Here is an 18277-nt window from a genome sequence, read left to right on the forward strand (position 1 = left end):
GGATAAATGCGATCGTTTGCTGAAATATTCCCCATTTCGCCGATTATTCAGACGCAACCGGTTGTTTTATGCACTTTTCGCGTTCGGGGCGTGGGTATTTCCACAACCAGCGGCCTGTGACCATACGCCAGTAAAATAACGCGGCGCGCACGGCCCAGTCGAAGAACATACCTAACCAAACGCCGACAACTCCCCATCCTAATACGATACCCAGAGTGTAGCCCGCGACTACGCGGCAGCCCCACATGCCCAGCATCGATACCCACATAGCAAAACGTGCATCTCGCGCACCTTTAAAGCCCGCTGGTAACACCCAGGAGGCTGCCCATATCGGCATAAATGCTGCGTTGAGCCAAATCAGGATGACTATGACCTCTTTTACATCCTGATCGTGGGTATAAAATGAGGCCATCACCCCGGCGAAAGGTGCGGTTAGCCAGGCAATTGCCGTTAGCCCAATCGTCGACAGCCAGAACACATGCCGTAGCTGGATTTCAGCCTGGGCAATCTGGCCATTTCCCAGACGCCTGCCGGTAATGATTGTCGACGCGGAACCTAAAGCATTCCCCGGTAAATTGATAAGCGCGGCGATAGAAAATGCAATAAAGTTCCCGGCGATAACGCTGGTTCCCATGCCTGAAACAAACATCTGCGTCAAAAGTTTACCGCCGTTGAACAGCACCGACTCGATACTTGCCGGAATGCCGATCCCCATCACTTCCCATATAATGGCGAGATTGAGTGGCTTAAAATAGCTTTTGAAGGGAATTCGCAGCGCGGGGTTAAAACCAATCATCAGTACCCAGATGATGGCAATCGCCCCGATGTAGCGCGAAATGGTCAGTCCCAGGCCTGCTCCCACAAATCCCAGACCTTGCCAGGAAAAGATCCCGTAAATCAGGATGCTACTGATGATGATATTCAGGATGTTCATACCGCCGTTTATCAACAACGGTATTTTAGTATTTCCGGCTCCACGTAGTGCGCCACTGCCGATCAGCGCAATGGCTGCCGCCGGGTAGCTGAGCACCGTCAGCTCCAGATAGGTAAGTGCCAAAGCTTTAACGTCTGGCGTTGCTTCACCTGCAACAACGTCAATAATCTGTTGACCAAAATAGTGAATGACCGCTGCCAGCACGGTAGCAAAAATTGTCATGATCACCAGCGATTGTCTGGCTGCGGCTCTGGCCCGTCGACGATCTCGTTTCCCGAGGCTAAATGCTACAACTACGGTGGTACCCAGATCGATGGCGGCGAAAAATGCCATGATGACCATATTAAAACTGTCGGCGAGTCCGACACCGGCCATTGCTTCTTTTCCCAACCAACTTACCAGGAAGGTACTCAGAACACCCATCAATAGCACACAGGTGTTTTCCAGGAAAATGGGGACAGCCAGCGGAGTGATTTCGCGCCAAAAGAGAACCTTATAACTCTTGCGTTTGGCATACCAGGGCGTGCGGGAAGCGACCTGGCGTAAGGCAGCGGAGACGTTCAAAGTGGACCTTAACGAAGAAAGTTGAAACCTCATTTCAAATGATGAGGGAGAATCAAAAAAGCTGCAAAGTTTTTTCTATTTAAAATGTCTGTAAATGCAACAAACTGTCGAGAGAAGCATCAATTGATTCGCATTCGAAGAAATGAGGTTTGACAAAAATTTTTTCGCCGCTAAGATAAGCCTCCACAACGATTCCTCTGTAGTTCAGTCGGTAGAACGGCGGACTGTTAATCCGTATGTCACTGGTTCGAGTCCAGTCAGAGGAGCCATATTTAAAAAGCCTGCTTAGGAAACTAAGCAGGCTTTTTGTTTTCAACGCATCAAATTGGCATCAAATTTGACGCTGGCCTTTACCCTAATCAGGGGAGCAAGCAGCATAATCATGCCCAACATGGCGGCCATCCCGGTATATACAGCAGGAAAACCTGTGATTTCAGCCACCAGGCCTATAGGTGCAGGGGCCAGTAGCGTACCCAGATAACCGATCGTGGTGACGATGCTCATTCCCGTGTTGGTCGAGATATCAGGCTGGTTTCCCGCAGCGGAAAAAGCAATCGGTACCAGATTGGCTATGCCAATACCGGCAATAGCGAAGGCAACGGTGGCTTGCCAGGGATGACTAGCCATTGCGGCTGCCAGCAGCCCAATCCCAGCTAACAGACTGGATGAGCGCATCACGAGAATGGCATTAAAGCGGTTACGAATGAAGTCTCCCATGAAGCGAAAGATTGCCATTGTTCCCGCAAAGCAGGCAAAGGAAAGGCTTGCCGTTTCTGTAGTCGCATTGAGATTTTTCAATAAATAACGTGACGACCAGTCCACAACAGCACATTCCGGGATCATGGCGAGCAGGGCAATAACGCCTATAAAGTAGATCGTGCATGAGCGATGTGGCTGCTTTCCTTTGATTAACCGTTTTATTTTTATCGATTTATCTTTGATGATATGTGGATATACCGACAGCGTGATCGCTAAGGAAATAGCACTAATTAAAAACAGGTGCATGAGAAAGCCGAATTGCTTAACCAGATACCCCCCAATAAGACCTGAAATGAAAAGCCCAATGCTCCAGAAACAGTGGCATGAAGATAACACCGTGCGTGACAGTGCTTTTTCGACTGCCACGGCATTCGAGTTCATTGCGACGTTCATTGCTCCAATCATAGCACCCAGCAAAAATAGCACTGGTGCTAACCAGTAGATATCAGGTGCGAATCCAACAGGAATAAGGGCGACGGATGCCGCAATGGAAAAAATGCGCACGACACGCTGTGAGCCGTATTTTTCCATGGCCATGCCGGACATCGGCATCATAAATAATGCGCCAAGCCCGAAAATCAATATCAGGTGGCCAATTACTTTATCAGTAATGTGAAAGCGTGAAACCAGTTGGGCAATTTGTACTGCCCAGGCACCGGTTACAAACCCATTCACTGAAAATAATGTTGTAACAGCCCAGCGCCCTTTTTGCGCGACTTCCATTAGTGATCCTTTTAATTCTACTCTGATGCCTGAGACATATCTTTTTTATCGATGATCAAAATGTGGTCCGGACAAAATGAAATCGCGGTGTTTCCGTCCAGTCGTGATATGACCTCAACACCGGTAAAGTCTGGAATAGCAAGTCTGGCACCACACGGAATCAATTCAACGCCACCGATGCCAACGCAAAACGCGCCAGCGGCAACTGCGGACGTTACGCCACTTTTAGAATCTTCAAAGACGATTGTTTTCTCCGCAGGAAGATCAAGACGTTCGGCTGCGAGAAGATACGGGTCAGGGAAGGGTTTTCCCCGGGAGACGTCATCGCGTTCAACAATAACGGAAATGCAAGACTGAACCTGAAGCATCGCCGTCACACGGTCGATTTTCTCACGCCAGCCACTGGTTACAATACCAACCCGGACGCCTGCTGCATCCAGCGCAGTGATAAGCTCAGAGACACCGGGAATAGGGTTGTAGGAAGCCGTGTTTTCGACATGAATAATATGAGCCTGAACTTTTTGCTGATCCACGAGCGGTAGGTCACTGAACAGTGCCCTAATAGTATGTGGACCAGGTTGCCCGTGGATATGTTTGATAATCTCGTCTTCAGATATTGTCTTACCATACATATCTGCTGCTTCGCGCCAGGCTCTTTCTATAACCTCATTTGAATCAATAAGCACACCGTCCATGTCAAATAACACGGCGGCAGCTCTGTTGGTGATATTATGCATACTCGGTTTCCTTATTATTAGTTTGACTCGTTTGACTTAGTCTGGACGCGACGGCAATTTGTCCTAAAGAGATCCCTCCATCATTAGTGGGTACAAGTTGATGGCAGTAAGCTTCAAATCCTGCCGCGTGTAATCGGTCAAGAGCATTGATGAGAAGAAACTCATTACAAAAAACCCCGCCGCTTAATACCACTTGCCGTGTTTTTGCGTGCACAGACAAACGGATGCAGACCGCGGTAATAATCTCTACGATGGTCGAATGAAAGCGTCGGCTTAACTCAGGTAAATCGAGAGGCCGTGTTGTCAGTGCTGAAATCAGTTCGTGGACCAACGGGCGATAATCCACTTCGAGATGGCCTTCTGATTCCACAATCGAGAAGGCAAAAGGTTGCGCCATATGAAGATCGCATTGCAACAACGCTTCTAATTCAATGGCGGCCTGCGCTTCGTATTCAATATGCGTACAAATACCCATTAATGCGGAGATGCCATCGAAAAGTCGACCGATGCTGCTGGTTACAGGCGTGTTGATCCTGCGCATAGCCATTTTGGCGAAGACGTCACGCTGTTGAGCTGGCAACGTGCTTAGACCTGGAATTGAGGATTCAGGAATATGCTCGCCGAAAATTTCTGTTAATAGCGAAATAGCGATCCGGATGGGTTCTTTAACCGCGCTGTCACCGCCTGGTAAAGCGATGTGGCGCAGATGTGCTGCACGTTCAACGCTTCTGGTATCCCCCACAAGAAATTCGCCACCCCAGATTGTGCCATCAGTGCCGTAACCCGTACCGTCGAATACTACGCCAATTGTTTTTCCTCTGAGTCCGTTCTCGGCCATACACGCAGCCATATGCGCATGATGATGCTGTACCTGAATAACCCGCAGCTGCGATTGCTCCAGCGCATTGCGCGTTGAGCGAAATGCCGGATGAAGGTCACAGGCCACAATCGTTGGCTCAATATCGAGGAGCTTTTGCAGGTGATTGACGCACGCAAGGTGTGATTTAAACGTAAGGTCATTTTTGAGATCGCCAATGTGTTGACTCATAAACACCTTATTACCTTTAGCAATGCTAACGGTGGTTTTCAGTTCCGCCCCGAGAGCGATGATCGGATCAACGTTGAAAGGAAGGTGGACAGGATAGGGGGCATAACCTCGTGAACGTCGCAGGAATGAAAGGTGGTTACGATGAGCCATAACGCGGACCACTGAATCATCGATACGCGTGTGAATATCACGATCGTTAAGAATAAAATAGTCCGCGATTTCGCCCAACTGCGCAATTGCACTCACATTATCAAATACGATAGGGTGGCCTGAAAGATTGCCGCTGGTCATCACCAGCGCTGGCATTGTGGCATCTTCTAGCATTAAATACTGAAGCGGCGTTGATGGCAGCATGACGCCAATATTCGGATTATGCGGTGCGATGATTTCCGGCATCGTACTGCGGCGTTTACGCAGCAGTACGATGGGGCGCTCTACACTTTCCAGGTGTTTTCTTTCCTGAGCGTTGACGTGGACTATTTGTGCCGCGTTGTCCGCGTCCCTTACCATAATGGCAAAAGGTTTTGCATCTCTACGTTTGCGTTGCCTCAGTTGCGAAACCGCATCTTCATTACTCGCATCAACAACCAGATGAAAACCGCCAAGGCTTTTAATCGCAATAATCGCCCCTTCGTGTAGCCTTGCTATGGCAAATTTGACGATATCATCTGTTATTACGGTCTCGCCATTACGCGACCTCAGATCCAGTTTTGGTCCGCATGCGGGGCAGGCATTGGGTTGCGCGTGATAACGACGATTATCGAGATCGTCATACTCATGCTGACAGGCCGGGCACATTGCAAAGGCTTGCATTGTTGTTTGTGAACGGTCATAGGGCATTACCTGGATAATTGAATATCGCGGCCCGCAGTTTGTGCAATTAATAAAAGCGTACCGATAGCGCGGGTTCTGCGGATCAAACATTTCGTTCAGACAATCCTGACAGACGTTTGAGTCTGGCGGGATAATGGTATCCATCTTCGCAAGCTGACGGCTTTTACGGATACTAAACTCTGCGTAACGTTGATCCGAATTTTCTCGCGGTACCTCCACAATACCATTTATGCGGGCCATTGGCGGCGGGTTAGATGCCAGCTCATCAATAAGCTGCGCGATATTGTCTGATGTAGCCTGTAGTTCCAGTAACACGCCTTCGGAATCATTGAGAACCCAGCCGGTCGCGGCAAAGGTGCGAGCCAGTCGATGGACAAAAGGACGAAACCCGACTCCCTGGACAATTCCGCAAATGCGGTAACGTCGGGTTTCCAGAGCGCCGCCTTGCTCAGCAGAGTCGTGGCAATTCTGCACCATAGAGCTCCTCTATTGTCGATACGGTTCCATCCTGCTCAAGCATGCTGACTCTCACTTCTGGCGTTGCTAATACCTCGCCAATAATGGCGGCTTTTTGGCCAAGTGGGTGCGTCTTTAATAGTCTGAGCACGTCTTCTGCGCTGTCTGGTTCGACAAACAGGCAAAGGCATCCCTCGTTTGCAAGATTGATGACATCGACGCCCAGCATATTTGCCGCCATCGCCGTTTCAGGCTGGATGGGTAAAGATTGCCGTTCGCAGCGCATTTCATGCTTTGCTGCACGGGCATGTTCATGGAGTACCGCGGAAAGTCCACCGCGAGTGACATCTCTCATCGAGGCAATTTTCCCGGCAGGAACGGCATCGATAAGCTGGTGAATCATCGCGTTGAGAGGGGCGCAGTCGCTGAGAATATTTCGTTCAAACCCCAGACCTTCACGCAGAGATAACAAATGAATGGAGTGATTCCCAATAAAACCACTGAGGATGATTTTTTGTCCTGGGCGCACGTTTTTGATTGAGACGGGGGCGCGCTCAATAACGCCGACGCCTGCTGTATTGATGAACAAGCGATCTGCCTCACCCTTGCCGACAACTTTCGTGTCTCCGGCAACAATTTTGACGTCTGCAGCAATGGCTGTATCGCGAACTGACTCAATAATGGCGCTCAGTTCAGATATGGGCATACCGTCTTCAATAATGAGACTCAGCGTCAGATACAGCGGACGTGCGCCACTTACCGCAAGATCGTTAACGGTACCGCATACGGCAATTTTACCGATATCCCCATTGCCAAAGATCAGCGGAGTGACAACAAAAGAATCTGTAGTAAATGCAATTTGTCGGGACGGTAACTCCAGTAACGCGCTGTCTTCCATGGTTCCCAGATAAGTATCGCCCAAAATTTCCGCAATTAATTCGACCAGTTCCCTGCTCAGGCGAGCGCCCGTGCCATGGTCCAGAACGACGGTATCTGTTGGTTTCATTGCTTGTGTTAATGGACTTTTCATGCGGTTTTCCTTTCGTTGCGCTCAGGAAGATCGTCATGTTTTGCTAGCAGCGATAAAATCTCAGCCGAGGGGGCAACGGTTGCGCAATAGCTGGCAAGCCACTCTAAGGCGCGAGTGGTATCATCGGCAGAAGGGGCAAATACGCAATCTTCCGGCACCCAAACATTGTATCCGCGGAAAAATGCATCTGCGGCCGTGGTTTGTACGCAAACATGCGTTTGTAAGCCGGTCACGATGACCGTTTTTACACCCAGTTTTTGCAGTGTTTCATCAAGATTATTATTAAAGAAACCGCTATCTCTGCCTTTTACTACGATGAGATCGGAGGGGGCGCAAATACTGTCGATTATTCGGTTTTCAGGTCGTCCTGCGAGGGCGGGAATACCTGCATCGCGATTTTTATAGCGCCGTTGTACTGCGGGATCGGCAGGATCATTTATTAACTGCAAATGGATGACTGCCTGGTTTTGATTTCTGATGCCGTCAAGAAACTGATTAAATGCAGTCAATTTTTGTTCTAATTCCTGAGTCGAATGGGTTATTTTATATGTAAATTCATATTGCAGATCATTTGTTAACACAGCTACATTTGGCATATTTATATTCTTTTATCATTAAAATAATGGGCGTAATTTTTTTTGCGATTTCTCTATGGAGAGTTATGTTTATTTATTGCCATGCTTTGCTATCATGTGCTTATTATAGGTATTTGTATAATTCCATTTTTTTCAAGGTTCGATAAATGAAAGGAATAGATATGAAATTGCTGCGTGCCTTTGTTACGTTGGCGATAAAAGGAAGTTATAGCAATGCTGCAAAGGAACTTTTCCTGACTCAGCCAGCACTGTCAAAGCAGATACAAACGCTGGAGCATTTGACCGGTGGTGAGCTTTTTTTGCGCGGACGCCATGGCGCGAGTTTGACAGTATTTGGTCAACAGATTTTTTCAAAAGCCAATGAACTTTTACAATCCCATATTGAATTTCTAAACTATGCGAAAGAAATAAATACCAGAAATCGTGAAAAGTTATTTATGGGATTTGGTCTTTCCTCTTTTCAGCAAGTACCTAAGTGGATAAATCAATTCCATCAGCAATTTTCCGAGTGTGAAGTGGTTATTAATCATCTTCCCTCCAGCGCTCAGATGAAAATGTTGTTGGAAGGACGCTTGCATATCGGTTTTGTCCGGATGCCGGTCAGTAAAGGCCTGGCTTCATATATTTTTTATGAGGAAACGCTGGCTCTTGCTGTTCCGATGGAGGGTTATATGGAAAGCATGACTATTCAGAGTGCGCTATCGGCATATCCCTTACTCCAGTTGGATCCATCAACCAGCCCATGTCTTGCGGAACAAACCTCACTCTTTCTACAAAGCATCCAACTTAGCGCTGAACCGGTCTCTGTAACAAATGACATGACTACGCTATTGGCATTGGTTGCCGGGGGGAACGGAGTCGCCTTTTTACCCACAAGTGTCCGGCATTTTTTGCCTGCCGAAGCGAGACTATTGATGCTCGCTGAAAAACAAATTCGCTGGAACATTGGTGTGGCATGGAACCCCAAAATTAAAAACCATCGGCGGGACGATTTCTTGCGCCTGGTGATGGCCGGGGAGGCCGATATCGTCATGTAGCCGTTATACGCCCTGACGAGAAGGTAACGGCCACGCATTGATGCCTGACGTGTAAACCGCTTTGGGCATAAATGAAATAGGATTTCAGTACTATGCTTAAGCAATAGCGCAGGGAAATGGTTATAAGAGCAGCACTGACTGGGGTTTTCGCTTAAAAAATCGAGGGTTAAAGTTGAAAGAGCGTGAGTAACTCGCTCATACTCTATACTCGCAGAGTTACCCGGCGTAGCATGGCAAAACGCTTGGGCTGTTAATGAAAAAGGAAAACGTCGTGGCAGAAGAAACTATATTCAGCAAAATTATCCGTCGTGAAATTCCGTCGGATATCGTATACCAGGATGAACTGGTCACTGCGTTTCGTGATATTTCCCCTCAGGCACCTACGCATATTCTGATCATTCCTAACATCCTGATCCCAACCGTCAACGATGTGACGGCTGAACATGAACAGGCATTGGGCCGCATGATCACCGTTGCAGCGAAAATTGCTGAGCAGGAAGGCATTGCTGCAGATGGGTACCGCTTAATCATGAACACCAACCGCCACGGGGGTCAGGAGGTGTATCACATTCATATGCATCTGCTGGGTGGCCGTGCGCTTGGCCCAATGCTCGCGCATAAAGGTCTGTAGGCATGATCAGAGGATGCATTGCACTTTCACTGGGCTTGCTGCTACTGGCGGGTTGTCGAACACACCCAGAAATTCCGGTAAGTGATGAACAGTCGCTGGTGATGGAGTCAACGATTCTGGCGGCAGGTATAACAGCAGAACAGCCCACGTTAACCACGTCTGATATTCAGGCCTCGGCATCCTCGCGACTCTATAACGAAAGACAAGAACCCGTCACCGTTCATTATCGGTTTTACTGGTATGACGCCAGAGGATTGGAAATGCATCCTCTGGAAGCGCCGCGCAGCGTGACTATCCCGGCTCATTCGTCGGTGACGCTGTACGGCAGCGCCAATTTTCTGGGGGCGCACAAGGTTAGACTTTATCTTTATTTGTAAGGGGTGAATCTTGATGATCAAAATGAATCGCTACGCACTGATTGCCGCGCTGGCGATGTTTCTCTCTGGCTGTGTGGTGCAACGAGAGCCCGCACCGGTAGAGGAAGTCAAGCCGGTGCCGGAACAGCCTGTGCAGCCGCAACAGCCGGTGCCGGTAGTGCCAACGGTGCCAACCATACCGCAGCAGCCGGGTCCGATTGAGCACGAGGACCAAACGGCGCAGCCGACGCCACGTCAACGTCATTATGACTGGAACGGGGCTATGCAGCCGATGGTCGGAAAAATGCTGCAGGCTGACGGCGTAAAAGCGGGCGGTGTTCTGCTGGTTGATAGCGTGAATAACCGCACCAACGGCTCGCTGAACGCGGGTGAAGCCACCGAAACCTTACGTAATGCTCTGGCGAATAACGGTAAGTTTACTCTGGTTTCCGCTCAGCAACTGGCAGTCGCCAAGCAGCAGTTAGGTCTGTCGCCGAACGATAGCCTGGGAACGCGCAGTAAAGCGATTGGTATCGCCCGTAACGTTGGCGCGCAGTATGTGCTTTATTCCAGTGCATCCGGCAACGTCAATTCGCCTGCGCTGCAAATGCAATTAATGCTGGTACAAACTGGCGAGATAATCTGGTCAGGTAAAGGTGCCGTTCAGCAACAATAACAGACTCACGCGCGGCGAAGTGTTGTCGCGCTATTTCCCGCAGTATCATCCCGTCGCAGCCAGCCAAACTGGCCTGAGCGGCGGGAGCTGCATCATTGAGCATCATTCTCACCGGCTGGTACTGCGTTGTCATCACGACCCTGATGCGCCGGAATCGCATTTCTTACGCCAATATCATGCGTTAAAACACCTGCCAGAAAACCTTGCGCCACGTCCTCATTTTTATACGCGTGGGTGGATGGCCGTCGAGTTTTTTCACGGTAAGGTAGAATCCAGATTACCGGACGCCGACGAACTCGCAGGCTTACTGTATCATCTGCACCAGCAACCCAGATTGGGCTGGCGAATCAGCTTGCTGCCGCTACTTGAACAGTACTGGCAGTGTGGCGATCCGGCGCGTCGTACACCATGCTGGCTGCGCGCGCTGAAGCGGCTAAGGAAACGAGGTGAGCCTCGACCTTTGCGTCTGGGGCCGCTGCATATGGATGTTCACGGTGACAACATCGTACGCACAGCCTCAGGGCTGCGGCTGATTGACTGGGAATACGCCGGAGACGGTGATATTGCCCTGGAGCTGGCGGCGGTATGGGTCAGCGATGAATCCCAGCACCAACAGCTGGTTAGCACCTACGCTCAACGAGCGCACATTGAGCCAGACGTTTTGTGGCGACAAGTCAGACAATGGCAACCCTGGATAATGATGCTGAAGGCGGGGTGGTTTGAGTATCGCTGGCGGCAAACCGGCGATAGACAATTTATCAGGCTGGCCGATGAAACCTGGCGGCAGCTAACAATGAAAGGATAAGGAGAGCAGTGTGGGCCCAGTAATGTTGGATGTCGAAGGGTATGAGCTGGACGCAGAAGAGCGTGAGATTCTGGCGCATCCGCTGGTAGGTGGGTTGATCCTCTTTACCCGAAATTATCATGACCCGGAACAGCTGCGTGAATTAGTGCGACAGATCCGGACTGCGTCACGTAACCATTTGGTGGTGGCGGTAGATCAGGAAGGCGGACGCGTACAGCGCTTTAGAGAAGGCTTTACTCGCCTGCCTGCGGCTCAATCGTTTGCTGCGCTGCACGGTCTGGAAGAGGGCGGCAAACTGGCTCAGGACGCCGGATGGTTGATGGCCAGCGAAATGATCGCGATGGACATTGATATCAGCTTTGCACCGGTACTGGATGTGGGCCATATCAGCGCCGCAATCGGCGAGCGTTCTTACCACGCCGATCCGCTAAAAGCATTGGCGATGGCGACCCGCTTCATTGATGGTATGCATGCTGCAGGTATGAAAACGACCGGTAAACATTTCCCTGGTCATGGGGCCGTGACGGCGGATTCACACAAAGAAACCCCAACCGATCCTCGCTCAGAAGCCGAGATTCGTGCGAAAGATATGTCCGTGTTCCAGACGTTGATTACTGAGAACAAACTGGATGCCATTATGCCTGCGCACGTCATCTACAGTGATGTAGATCCGCGTCCGGCGAGTGGCTCATCTCACTGGCTGAAAACGGTGCTGCGCCAGGAGCTTGGCTTCGATGGTGTCATTTTCTCCGACGATTTGTCGATGGAAGGGGCGGCGATTATGGGAAGCTATGCCCAGCGTGGACAGGCATCGCTGGATGCAGGTTGCGATATGATCCTGGTCTGCAATAATCGTAAGGGAGCGGTCAGTGTGTTAGATAATCTGTCGCCGATCAATGCAGAACGTGTTACACGTTTGTATCATAAAGGTTCATTTTCACGTCAGGAACTGATGGATTCGGCACGCTGGAAGACGGTAAGCGCTCAGCTAAACCAGCTTCATGAGCGCTGGCAGGAAGAGAAAGCAGGTCATTAACGCAAGTTTGGCGAGGATGCGATGATTATCTATTTACACGGTTTTGACTCTAACAGCCCGGGCAACCATGAGAAGGTGTTGCAGCTGCAATTCATCGACCCGGATGTCAGGCTGATTAGCTACAGTACGCGGCATCCCAAACATGATATGCAGCATCTGCTAAAAGAAGTGGACAAAATGCTACAGCTAAATGTGGATGACCGTCCGCTGATTTGTGGTGTGGGGCTCGGGGGATATTGGGCTGAACGGATTGGTTTTCTGTGTGATATTCGTCAGGTAGTGTTTAATCCTAACCTGTTTCCGTATGAGAACATGGAAGGCAAAATTGACAGACCTGAGGAGTATGCAGACATCGCAACAAAATGCGTGACCAATTTCCGCGAAAAGAATCGCGATCGCTGTCTGGTTATCCTGTCGCGTCATGATGAAGCGCTCAATAGCCAGCGTTCGTCGGAAGAGCTGCATCACTTTTACGAGATAGTCTGGGACGAAGAGCAGACGCATAAGTTTAAGAATATCTCTCCGCATTTGCAGCGCATCAAAGCGTTCAAGACGTTAGGTTAATCCTTATTGAATGCGTAAAAAACCAGCCATCGGGCTGGTTTTTTTGTTCTTAAAGTTCCGGTTGTCTATCTTTTCAGCATCAAAACTTGATACACATCAATTTTGGTATGACCAATGCACCGTTCGTGTTATTCTCACTCTCGAAGAACATTTTCATTACTGTAACTTGTTGTTAATTAAGAGCTATATTAATAACTTTTAATTAACAATTGGTTAATAAATTTGAGGGGGTCACGTTGACTACACCATTGAAAAGGATCGTGATTGTCGGCGGCGGTGCTGGCGGACTGGAAATGGCGACGCAGTTGGGTAAAAAACTCGGGCGTAAGAAAAAGGCCAAAATCACACTGGTAGACAGAAACCACAGTCATTTGTGGAAACCGTTACTGCATGAAGTGGCGACGGGTTCACTGGATGAAGGCGTGGATGCGCTGAGCTATCTGGCACATGCCCGTAACCATGGCTTCCAGTTTCAGTTAGGTTCGGTGATAGATATCGATCGTGAAGCGAAGACCATTACTCTCGCTGAGCTGCGCGATGAGAAGGGGGATCTGCTGGTTCCTGAGCGTAAAGTGCCGTATGACACGCTGGTGATGGCGTTGGGCAGTACCTCCAACGATTTCAACACTCCTGGCGTGAAAGAAAACTGCATTTTCCTCGATAACCCGCATCAGGCGCGTCGTTTCCACCAGGAGATGCTGAATCTGTTCCTGAAGTATTCCGCGAATCTGGGCGCTAACGGAAAAGTGAATATCGCCATTGTGGGCGGTGGTGCGACGGGGGTTGAGCTCTCCGCTGAGCTGCACAATGCGGTAAAACAGCTGCACAGCTATGGTTACAAAGGGCTGACCAACGACGCGCTGAACGTTACGCTGGTGGAAGCTGGCGAGCGCATTCTGCCTGCGTTGCCGCCGCGTATTTCCGGTGCTGCGCATAATGAGTTAACCAAACTGGGCGTACGCGTACTGACCCAGACTATGGTCACCAGCGCTGACGAAGGCGGACTGCACACCAAAGATGGCGAATACATTAAAGCCGACCTGATGGTGTGGGCGGCGGGTATCAAAGCGCCAGACTTTATGAAAGACATTGGCGGTCTGGAAACGAACCGTATTAACCAACTGGTGGTTGAGCCAACTTTGCAGACCACGCGCGATCCTGACGTGTACGCGATTGGCGACTGCGCTTCCTGCGCTCGCCCGGAAGGGGGTTTTGTGCCTCCACGCGCTCAGGCAGCACACCAGATGGCGACCTGTGCGATGAACAATATTCTGGCACAGATGAACGGCAAGCCACTGAAAGCGTATCAGTACAAAGATCACGGCTCTCTGGTCTCGCTCTCTAACTTTTCTACCGTGGGTAGCCTGATGGGCAACCTGACTCGTGGTTCGATGATGGTGGAAGGGCGTATTGCGCGCTTTGTATACATCTCACTGTACCGCATGCACCAGATTGCTTTACACGGCTACTTCAAAACCGGCCTGATGATGCTGGTCGGCAGTATCAACCGGGTGATTCGCCCGCGTCTGAAACTGCATTAATATCGACTTGTGGCGCCGGATGATTTTACGCATCCGGCGCCTTCCTTCAGAGTTCTCCGAATCATCCTGCGTTCATGCCTCATCCTGCTATTTTCATCCGTAATCTGATTGGCATTCCTTACCTTCTGTTGCAAAGTTGTTGCTAATAGCAAAAAAGGAGGAAGTCCCGTGAATAAATCAATGTTGGCGGGTATAGGGATTGGCGTAGCTGCTGCGCTGGGTGTTGCAGCAGTGGCCAGTCTGAACGTTTTCGAGCGTGGCCCACAGTATGCGCAAGTTGTCTCTGCAACACCGATTAAAGAGTCGGTAAAAACACCGCGTCAGGAGTGCCGGAACGTAACTGTCACGCATCGTAAGCCGGTACAAGATGAAAACCGTATTGCGGGTTCCGTATTGGGTGCGGTTGCGGGTGGCGTTATTGGCCACCAGTTTGGCGGCGGACGTGGTAAAGATATTGCCACCGTGGCCGGGGCTTTAGGCGGCGGCTATGCAGGTAATCAGATTCAGGGGTCGATGCAGGAAAACGATACTTACACCACCACGCAGCAGCGTTGTAAAACGGTGTATGACAAATCTGAAAAGATGCTGGGCTACGACGTGACGTACAAAATTGGCGATCAGCAGGGGAAAATCCGTATGGATAAGGACCCCGGCGCGCAAATTCCGTTGGATAACAACGGACAGTTGGTACTGAATAACAAAGCGTAAAATAGCATTATCCTGAACATTAGCCCCCCATTCGCTCAGGCTGGGGGGCTTTTTTTATCAGAAGGTTAAGGCATAGTTCAGACCAAAGGTGCGGCCCCGGCCCTTGTATTCATACAGTGACGGACTGCCGTAGGTTGGGCTGTACAGCAGTGGCGCACGTTGTCCCCACAGCGTGGTGTACTCTTCATTCAGCAGGTTTTCCACGCTAAAGGTCAGCTTACCCAACGGGAGCTGATAGCTGCCGATAAAGTCCATGGTGTTATAGCCATCCAGCTTATTGCCGCTGGCGTCGGTCAGATCAAATGTTTGCTGGCTCTGTACGCGCAAGGTCCACGGTTCTGGTGCCCAGCCGACCCATGCGGTTGCTTTCGACGGTGAGGCCAGAGTCACATCCCATTTTTGCCATTTACCGTTCTGTTTCACTTCCGATTTAATGACATTGAAGTTGCCGCCCAGGCTCCAGTCCGTATCTGCAATGAAATAATCCACCGCGCCTTCAATGCCATAAATGCGGCGATCGTCGGGTTGAACGTTAATGGTCATATCGCTGCGGTTGATAACGATCGATTTATCCGAAGTCGAGTAGTAAGCGGCCAGTTGCGTGCGCAGACTATCGCCGGTGTAGCGCCATCCCAGTTCGTACGAGTTAACTTTAATCCCTTCCAGACGTGAATCCGCCACGTTGACGCTGCGCTGGAGCTGGTAATGATCGCCAACCAGCGAATAGGTGCCGTTACCGTAATATTTCCCTGGATCCGGAAGCTCCACGCCCTGAGAGAAATTAAACCACGTTTGCTGACGGTCAGTCAGATGGGCGAGGATACCGGCGTTGAACAGGAAATTATCGTAATCGGTTTTGCCGCCCGGAATGGTATCGGCAGAGTTCGCAAGCCCGGTCGCGATTCCCTGCTGTTGAGCATAGCCAACGAAATCATCAACCCTGTTTTCGGTCCATTGATAGCGCACGCCACCGCTGAGGGTAAAGATGTCGTTAATGTCATAGCTGTTTTGCAGGAAAGGCGCAAAGTTGGTGATGCTGTAACCGGGGTAACGCCCGGTGGTATAAGCGGTGCGGTTATCCATGCCGCCGGAGGGCAGGGACCAGGCCAGATCGAAGAATTTCTGATTGGAATCGAAGGTCTCGTGATCGGCATCGATACCCCACGTCAGCTCCCAGTTATCCATCAACTGGCTGTTGAGGGTAATTTTGGCGCCAAACTGGTCTGTGTCCTGCTGAGATGCGGAGAAACTGGTGACCTTACCTTTGCTGAGCGTCGGGAAAGGATAGAATTTCAGCGATTCGTCGCGGTAATAGATTTCGCTGACCAGGTTCTGGCCGAAAAAATCCGCATCTGAATATTGCAGGCTGATCAGATGACGTTCGGTTCCGGGAATACGATCGGAATTCAGTCCGCTGCTGGTATAAGCTTTACCGTTTCCGGTTACGGCGGACATGTTCTCGCCGAGATCCAGCCCGTAATCATCATCCCCCTGGCTCTTGTAATACTGTGTAACCAGTTGCAACTGACGGTTGTCGTCAAGTTCAATCGTCCCGGTGCCCATCACGTCCAGACGATCGGAGTGCTGTAGCCCGGTTTGGGTGTTATCCAGCAGCAGGGCATCGTGATTACCGTCATACCAGCCGCCAAATCGTTGATACGCGACGGACATACGCCCGGAAGCGCGATCTGTTCCTCCACTCACCGCCGCGGCAACGCGTTCATCATGATCGTTACTGTTGTTGAAGCCGCTTTTGCTCCCCAGTTCGAGTTCTACTTCACGCTCCGGCTGGCCTTTTTTGGTGACGATGTTGATTAATCCGCCGGTACTGCCACCGCCATAAAGTGAGGTTGCGCCTGAAATGACTTCAATGTGCGCAATGTTAAACGGGTCAATGGAGTCAAGCTGACGGCTGTCGGTTCGCGAGGAGTTCAGACGGACACCGTCAATGAGCACGACAATGGCGCGACCACGCATGTTCATGCCGTAGTTTGTACGCCCCTGGCTACTGACATCGATTCCTGGGATTAACTGAGCAAGAACATCCTTGAACTCTTTCCCCCCCTGAACCTGTTGTTCAATCTCGCTTCCTTCAATAACCCAGGTCGTTTGCGCCATTTCTGCCACGGTGCGTTGGCTACGGTTGGCGCTGACGATGAGGTTCTCTTCCTCAGCCGCAATGGCCGGGAGGGTTAAAGACAACAGGAGAGGATTGAGCACCCAGAGACGCTTATTCATTTGTATTCCTTTTAAAAAGAGTCGATCTGTTTTTGTTATGGCGGTAGAGAAACCGATGGTTACATTGTGAAACAGGCATTAAAACAAATGCGAATATTGCTGATAACAATTGTCGTTATCAATACCTTTTACAAAAAATGATCGGATAACACGATGAAAACAATGAGAAATGTAGGGACAATGGAACGGGAATCTAACCGGGGGCTTTATCAGCTCCCGGGGGTGTTAGTACAGCGGGGGAATTGCGGGAAAGGGTTAAGCTTTGACGAGTTCGGGCCACAGTCGCAGGGTGGTACGTGCGATCTGCATCAGTTTTTCAAACGTTGCACCTTCACGGGCGCTGATCGACATACCTTGTAAAATACAGTTCAGGTATTCAGCCAGTTTTTGCACGTCACAGTAGGCGGGGATTTCACCTCGTTGCTGACGCTGATGAAGAAACTGAGTAAGCGTCTGTTCCTGCATTGCATGGCGGGATTTCACCGTGTGCGCAATATCGCGGGAAGAGGCTGCCAGCGTCGCAGAAGTGTTAATCATGAAACATCCCGCCGGGGTGTCCTTGCTGGTAAAGCAGGTCGCTACGGCGGTGAAATAGTCTTCCAGTGCGGACTCAAGGCTTTTTTCTTCACAAAACAGCTGAGCTTCGTGTTTCGCCGCAAAGCGGGTGATGTAGCGGTCCAGCACGGCACGGAACAACCCTTCTTTATTGGTGAACTCCGCATACAGCGTGGGCGCTTTTGCGCCGGTAGCTTCTACGAGATCGGCGAGCGAGGTCGCTTCATATCCGTGCTGCCAGAAGAGTGTCATGGCCTTATCAAGCGCGGCTTCCCTGTCGAACACTTTTGGTCGGCCACGGCTTTTTTTTGCACAACCTGTCGTTTCAGTTGTCATGGCGCCGATGTACCTTTGTTGGGTTTATTGAATAACCATTATAAAAATATTCGACTGCACACTCCAGCGGATTCACGATAAAAATAAATTATATCTATTGTCATGAAAAATAA

General features: G+C 50.2%; 18 protein-coding genes and 1 tRNA gene. 10 read left to right on the forward strand and 9 right to left on the reverse strand.

Features of this window, described 5'->3' with window-relative positions; all coding sequences use genetic code 11:
• Positions 1-43 precede the first annotated feature (43 nt).
• Together WC1_RS15100 and WC1_RS25110 are read right to left on the reverse strand one after the other, a co-directional pair.
• Complete coding sequence (locus WC1_RS15100) at positions 44-1531, reverse strand: EmmdR/YeeO family multidrug/toxin efflux MATE transporter (protein WP_003846749.1); 1488 nt, start codon at positions 1529-1531, stop codon at positions 44-46.
• A 46-nt stretch (positions 1532-1577) separates the two neighbouring features.
• Positions 1578-1685 carry a DUF5951 family protein gene (locus WC1_RS25110; protein ID WP_219339467.1) on the reverse strand — a complete coding sequence of 36 codons (108 nt, stop codon included), beginning with the start codon at positions 1683-1685 and terminating at the stop codon, positions 1578-1580.
• Positions 1686-1691: 6 nt separating this feature from the next.
• On the opposite strand from WC1_RS25110, the gene WC1_RS15095 reads away from it, so the two are divergent.
• A tRNA-Asn gene (locus WC1_RS15095) sits at positions 1692-1767 on the forward strand.
• Between the two features lie 43 nt (positions 1768-1810).
• Here WC1_RS15095 and WC1_RS15090 read toward each other — a convergent pair.
• The 5 genes from WC1_RS15090 to WC1_RS15070 are packed head-to-tail and all read right to left on the reverse strand — an operon-like array spanning position 1811 to position 7681.
• A complete protein-coding gene (locus WC1_RS15090; protein WP_016149986.1) occupies positions 1811-2980 on the reverse strand; it encodes an MFS transporter in 1170 nt (389 codons plus the stop codon).
• A 17-nt stretch (positions 2981-2997) separates the two neighbouring features.
• The gene (locus WC1_RS15085) at positions 2998-3717 is read right to left on the reverse strand and encodes an HAD family hydrolase (protein WP_016149987.1); all 720 of its coding nucleotides are present in this window, start codon (positions 3715-3717) and stop codon (positions 2998-3000) included.
• A complete protein-coding gene (gene hypF / locus WC1_RS15080; RefSeq protein WP_016149988.1) occupies positions 3710-6076 on the reverse strand; it encodes a carbamoyltransferase HypF in 2367 nt (788 codons plus the stop codon). Before hypF ends, WC1_RS15085 begins: the two co-directional genes overlap by 8 nt.
• Positions 6048-7085: a hydrogenase expression/formation protein HypE gene (gene hypE, locus WC1_RS15075; protein ID WP_003846740.1), complete on the reverse strand. Its 1038-nt coding sequence runs from the start codon at positions 7083-7085 to the stop codon at positions 6048-6050. Before hypE ends, hypF begins: the two co-directional genes overlap by 29 nt.
• Positions 7082-7681 carry a cysteine hydrolase family protein gene (locus WC1_RS15070; RefSeq protein WP_016149989.1) on the reverse strand — a complete coding sequence of 200 codons (600 nt, stop codon included), beginning with the start codon at positions 7679-7681 and terminating at the stop codon, positions 7082-7084. Before WC1_RS15070 ends, hypE begins: the two co-directional genes overlap by 4 nt.
• Positions 7682-7827: 146 nt before the next feature.
• Between WC1_RS15070 and WC1_RS15065 the strand changes: the two genes are divergently transcribed.
• The 9 genes from WC1_RS15065 to WC1_RS15025 all read left to right on the forward strand — a co-directional run bounded on the left by WC1_RS15065 (position 7828) and on the right by WC1_RS15025 (position 15035).
• Entirely contained in the window at positions 7828-8718 is an 891-nt protein-coding gene (locus WC1_RS15065) for a LysR family transcriptional regulator (RefSeq protein ID WP_003846736.1), read from the forward strand.
• A 271-nt stretch (positions 8719-8989) separates the two neighbouring features.
• Entirely contained in the window at positions 8990-9349 is a 360-nt protein-coding gene (hinT, locus tag WC1_RS15060) for a purine nucleoside phosphoramidase (RefSeq protein ID WP_003030826.1), read from the forward strand.
• Between the two features lie 2 nt (positions 9350-9351).
• Positions 9352-9726: a YcfL family putative periplasmic lipoprotein gene (locus tag WC1_RS15055; protein ID WP_003030823.1), complete on the forward strand. Its 375-nt coding sequence runs from the start codon at positions 9352-9354 to the stop codon at positions 9724-9726.
• Between the two features lie 13 nt (positions 9727-9739).
• Entirely contained in the window at positions 9740-10381 is a 642-nt protein-coding gene (lpoB, locus tag WC1_RS15050; protein ID WP_003846732.1) for a penicillin-binding protein activator LpoB, read from the forward strand.
• Positions 10362-11186: a thiamine kinase gene (thiK, locus tag WC1_RS15045; RefSeq protein ID WP_003841846.1), complete on the forward strand. Its 825-nt coding sequence runs from the start codon at positions 10362-10364 to the stop codon at positions 11184-11186. Before lpoB ends, thiK begins: the two co-directional genes overlap by 20 nt.
• 10 nt (positions 11187-11196) lie before the next feature.
• Entirely contained in the window at positions 11197-12222 is a 1026-nt protein-coding gene (gene nagZ / locus WC1_RS15040) for a beta-N-acetylhexosaminidase (RefSeq protein WP_003846728.1), read from the forward strand.
• A 21-nt stretch (positions 12223-12243) separates the two neighbouring features.
• Positions 12244-12786 carry an alpha/beta hydrolase YcfP gene (gene ycfP, locus WC1_RS15035; protein WP_003030817.1) on the forward strand — a complete coding sequence of 181 codons (543 nt, stop codon included), beginning with the start codon at positions 12244-12246 and terminating at the stop codon, positions 12784-12786.
• A gap of 236 nt (positions 12787-13022) precedes the next feature.
• Complete coding sequence (gene ndh, locus WC1_RS15030; protein WP_003846726.1) at positions 13023-14327, forward strand: NADH-quinone dehydrogenase; 1305 nt, start codon at positions 13023-13025, stop codon at positions 14325-14327.
• Between the two features lie 168 nt (positions 14328-14495).
• Complete coding sequence (locus tag WC1_RS15025; RefSeq protein WP_003030814.1) at positions 14496-15035, forward strand: glycine zipper 2TM domain-containing protein; 540 nt, start codon at positions 14496-14498, stop codon at positions 15033-15035.
• A gap of 57 nt (positions 15036-15092) precedes the next feature.
• On the opposite strand, the gene WC1_RS15020 is transcribed toward WC1_RS15025, so the two are convergent.
• Positions 15093-17273 carry a TonB-dependent siderophore receptor gene (locus tag WC1_RS15020; RefSeq protein WP_016149991.1) on the reverse strand — a complete coding sequence of 727 codons (2181 nt, stop codon included), beginning with the start codon at positions 17271-17273 and terminating at the stop codon, positions 15093-15095.
• Positions 17274-17528: 255 nt separating this feature from the next.
• Positions 17529-18164, reverse strand: a complete 636-nt coding sequence (comR, locus tag WC1_RS15015; RefSeq protein WP_016149993.1) for a TetR family copper-responsive transcriptional repressor ComR — start codon at positions 18162-18164, stop codon at positions 17529-17531.
• Between the last annotated feature and the right edge of the window lie 113 nt (positions 18165-18277).

This window comes from Citrobacter sp. KTE30, assembly GCF_000398825.1.
GTDB lineage: Bacteria > Pseudomonadota > Gammaproteobacteria > Enterobacterales > Enterobacteriaceae > Citrobacter > Citrobacter freundii.